Origin of the sequence: Mesobacillus sp. (assembly GCF_049588175.1) — a bacterium.
Lineage (GTDB): Bacteria > Bacillota > Bacilli > Bacillales > Cytobacillaceae > Mesobacillus.
The window spans coordinates 1-3,772 of sequence record NZ_JBAVFI010000576.1 but is presented as its reverse complement, the minus strand read 5'-3'; the positions used below and the strand labels follow the sequence as shown (position 1 = coordinate 3,772).

General features: G+C 40.2%; 5 protein-coding genes and 1 rRNA gene. All 6 read left to right on the top strand.

All coding sequences use genetic code 11. The features are described from left to right. Window positions 1–9 precede the first annotated feature (9 nt). Window positions 10–125: ribosomal RNA gene (gene rrf, locus WB217_RS14095) — 5S ribosomal RNA — on the top strand. Window positions 126–586: 461 nt separating this feature from the next. Further along, complete coding sequence (locus tag WB217_RS14090) at window positions 587–790, top strand: sigma factor G inhibitor Gin (protein WP_423993853.1); 204 nt, start codon at window positions 587–589, stop codon at window positions 788–790. An 88-nt stretch (window positions 791–878) separates the two neighbouring features. After that, a complete protein-coding gene (locus WB217_RS14085; protein WP_423993852.1) occupies window positions 879–2,312 on the top strand; it encodes an aminotransferase class I/II-fold pyridoxal phosphate-dependent enzyme in 1,434 nt (477 codons plus the stop codon). After that, window positions 2,313–2,945: a dTMP kinase gene (tmk, locus tag WB217_RS14080; protein WP_423993851.1), complete on the top strand. Its 633-nt coding sequence runs from the start codon at window positions 2,313–2,315 to the stop codon at window positions 2,943–2,945. A 190-nt stretch (window positions 2,946–3,135) separates the two neighbouring features. Continuing rightward, window positions 3,136–3,465 carry a cyclic-di-AMP receptor gene (locus WB217_RS14075; protein ID WP_023613337.1) on the top strand — a complete coding sequence of 110 codons (330 nt, stop codon included), beginning with the start codon at window positions 3,136–3,138 and terminating at the stop codon, window positions 3,463–3,465. Between the two features lie 28 nt (window positions 3,466–3,493). Further along, window positions 3,494–3,772 (top strand): YaaR family protein (locus tag WB217_RS14070; RefSeq protein ID WP_423993850.1); only part of this gene is annotated, 279 nt, incomplete at its 3' end.

The following is a 3,772-nucleotide window of genomic DNA, read 5'->3' as shown; positions in this document are numbered from 1 at the left end:
ATCAAATAGTCTGGTGGCGATGGCGAGAAGGTCACACCCGTTCCCATACCGAACACGGAAGTTAAGTTTCTCAGCGCCGATGGTAGTTGGGGGTTTCCCCCTGTGAGAGTAGGACGCCGCCGGGCACTCGAAAGAACAGCTGTTATGGCTGTTCTTTTTTTATTTTTAGGCTCTTTTCGTAAATTTTGTCGCTTACTGACACAAGAGAAAAAATCGGATACTGGATTTTCACGAGTTTTATAGCCTATTCGTTAAGGAGCAGCAAGATTTATTGATGCTAATAAGGTTTTATTGGCGAAGTTTACAACTTTTCTGGCGATAATTTTGGCGATGTTCGCAATTTTATTTATAGATATGGGATAAGCTTTATACTCGGATGCCCTGACAAAGCGACCTTTACGTTATGGAAAATATTTATCTAAGCAATATATATAATAATTAACCAACCCTAAATTGTTATAAGACATACAAGGAAATGGAAAGTCAATCATAAAATATAAAACAATTAAACTTTCTAAAATATTATTCGGAAAATTGTATACAAAAGGAAGCTCCTGGCAACAATAGGTGTACGGAGGTGGAGAAATTGGGTTCGCTTTTAGCAAAAGAACAAGTTGGGGAAACGTGTGTGGTTTGCGAACAGACTAAAACAGCTGGAATACACCTGTATACTTCATTTATTTGCACAGAGTGTGAGAGCGTCATGATCAAGACAGATACGAGTGATCCTCAATATAAATATTACGTAGATAAGTTAAGGAAAGTAACGAATCCTGAGATTTATAGTTAAAAGCTCTTTATAGGGCTTTTATTTTTTTTGCTCAAGATCAATGTTAAAATAGGTAAGTATGAATGAATAATGTATAAAAGGTGAGTATATGAAACAATCGAGAACACCTTTGTTTGACCAACTAATAAAACATAATCAGGAAAATCCCATTTCCTTTCATGTTCCTGGCCATAAATTTGGCGAAGTTTTTTTGGAAAAGGGAAAATCCTTTTTTAGTGATATATTAAAGCTTGATGCCACGGAAATAACTGGTCTTGACGATTTGCATTCTCCAGAAGGTGTCATTTTAGAAGCAGAAGAGCTATTAGCAGATTTGTATCGTACTCAAAAGAGCTTTTTTTTAATAAATGGCTCTACGGTAGGGAATTTGTCGATGATTCTTTCGGTCATAAAAGAAAACGATATTGTACTGGTACAGCGCAATTCTCATAAATCAATTATGAATGGCATAAAACTTGCTAAAGCCAATCCTGTCTTTATCAGCCCTGATTATAACCTGGAATATAAAGTTGCAGGAGGACTGAATATAGATGACATTAAGTCGGCTATTAATCAGTATCCAGATGCAAAGGCACTTATTTTAACATATCCTAATTATTACGGGTTGACTTATGACCTTAAGAGTATTATCGATTTGGCACATACTCATGGCATTCCTGTGCTGGTGGATGAGGCACATGGTGTGCATTTTATTGCGGGGGATTATTTTCCGCAATCTGCAGTGGAGCTAGGGGCCGACATCGTTGTGCAATCCGCGCATAAAACGCTGCCTGCGATGACGATGGGGGCATTTCTCCACTTTCAAAGCAGCCTGGTTTCTCGGGACCAATTACAGTTTTATTTACAGGCACTGCAATCCAGCAGTCCATCTTATCCCTTGATGGCTTCCCTGGATTTGGCGCGAAGCTATCTGGGTACATATAGTCTAGAGGATCTCACCTATCTTAGTGGAGAGATTGAAAGTTTCCGAAGTACAGTAAATAACATCGAGACGATTCGGTTATTGAGCCAAGATGATCCTTTAAAGATGACCATCCAGGCAGCAGGAACCTTATCAGGGTTTGAATTGCAAAAGATTTTGGAGTCAAAGGGGATTTTTACCGAATTAGCGGACCCATACAATGTCCTATGTGTGCTCCCTTTGTTAAAGAAAGGAATGAAGCACAGATTGCTGGAGGCTGCTAATAGCCTTGCCGCTGCAGCTCAGTCAATTCAGATGGGCCAGTCGATTAGTGAGAACCATTTCATAAAAAATAACGCGATTTCAATATTAGCTGTAGGTTATAAGGAAATGGAACACCAGGATACAGAGATCATTCCACTTGATACATCTGCCGGAAGAATCTGTGCGGAATCAATCATCCCTTACCCGCCGGGTATTCCACTTTGCCTTCCAGGTGAAGTGGTGAGGGAACAGGACTTACAGACAATTAGCTATCTGAGTAATATAGGTGCGAAAATCCAGGGTGGAGAGTTCTTGTCTGCTGATAAAATAAGAGTGTTTAAGAGTTGGGGGATATAAATGGCTAACGGAATATTTATAACAATTGAGGGACCGGATGGGTCAGGCAAGACAACGATTATTAATATGCTTGCTGAAAATCTTCAAAAAGAGGGGTTCGAGGTAGTGGCTACACGTGAGCCAGGAGGTATTGAGATTGCAGAGCAAATCAGGCAAGTGATCTTAGACCGTGATAATACGGCGATGGACCCACGCACAGAGGCGTTATTATATGCTGCAGCAAGAAGGCAGCATCTGGCTGAAAAGGTTAAGCCTGCTCTTGAAAAGGGAAAAATCATTTTATGTGACAGGTTTGTCGACAGTTCGTTGGCTTATCAGGGATACGCCCGCGGGCTGGGCATTGACGAGGTGTACTCGATTAATGAGTTTGCCATCGAAGATATGATGCCTCAGCTTACTTTATATTTTGATTTGGCTCCGGAATTGGGTCTGGAAAGAATCAATAAAAATAAAGGGCGGGAAGTGAATCGCCTTGATCTTGAGAATCTGGAATTCCACCAAAAGGTGAGAGAAGGATACATGATTCTTGCAGATCGATTTGCGGATCGAATTGTAAAAATTGATGCTTCTAGGGAACTCAATTCAGTATATGAGGATGCCGAAGCGAAAATAAAAGATATATTAAATAAATGAATAATTGAGACAAGCCTGATTGAATTTTAGGCTTGTTTTCATTTATAACGGCTCGTTAACAGATTAAGCTTTACTAACAGTGGCATCATTTGGAAGCGTTTGGGATTTTTAGTATAAATCATGTCTTGTCACGTGAATCCTGTTATAATGAGAATACAATTGTTACGGAATAAAAAAAGGAGGAACATGAATGAAATTAATTTTAGCCGTGGTTCAGGATCAGGACAGCAATCGTTTGTCGAATGCATTGGTGGACCATAATTTTCGAGCAACAAAAATGGCTAGTACAGGTGGATTCTTAAAATCTGGGAATACCACTTTTATCATAGGAACCGAAGACATCAGGGTTGAAAAAGCACTTGAGGTCATCAGGGATAATTGTAAATCCAGAGACCAGCTTGTGGCACCGGTATCTCCAATGGGAGGAAATGCAGATTCGTATGTTCCTTACCCAGTAGAGGTTGAAGTTGGGGGAGCAACCGTATTTGTATTGCCGGTTGAACAGTTTCACCAATTTTAACAGGAAGTACGCGGAGGTTTAGCAAGAGATGAAAATTAACCAGGATATGCGTGTTAATGTTGATAAAGTACGCCAAGACCAAAAGCAGCAGCCGGGGAGCGGAATCAATTTCAATGAATTGGTACAGAAGCAAGAACATAAAATGCAACTGGGACAACTGCAGCAATTAATGAAAGAGGTTGATTCAGCTGGTGAGCGGCTAGCGAGGTCCCGGACATTTAAAGATCTGACCAAGTTTAAAACCCTTGTTAAGCAGTTTGTTAAGGAAGCCGTCAATTTTGGGATGGAGCTTAAGCATTCGCATAGC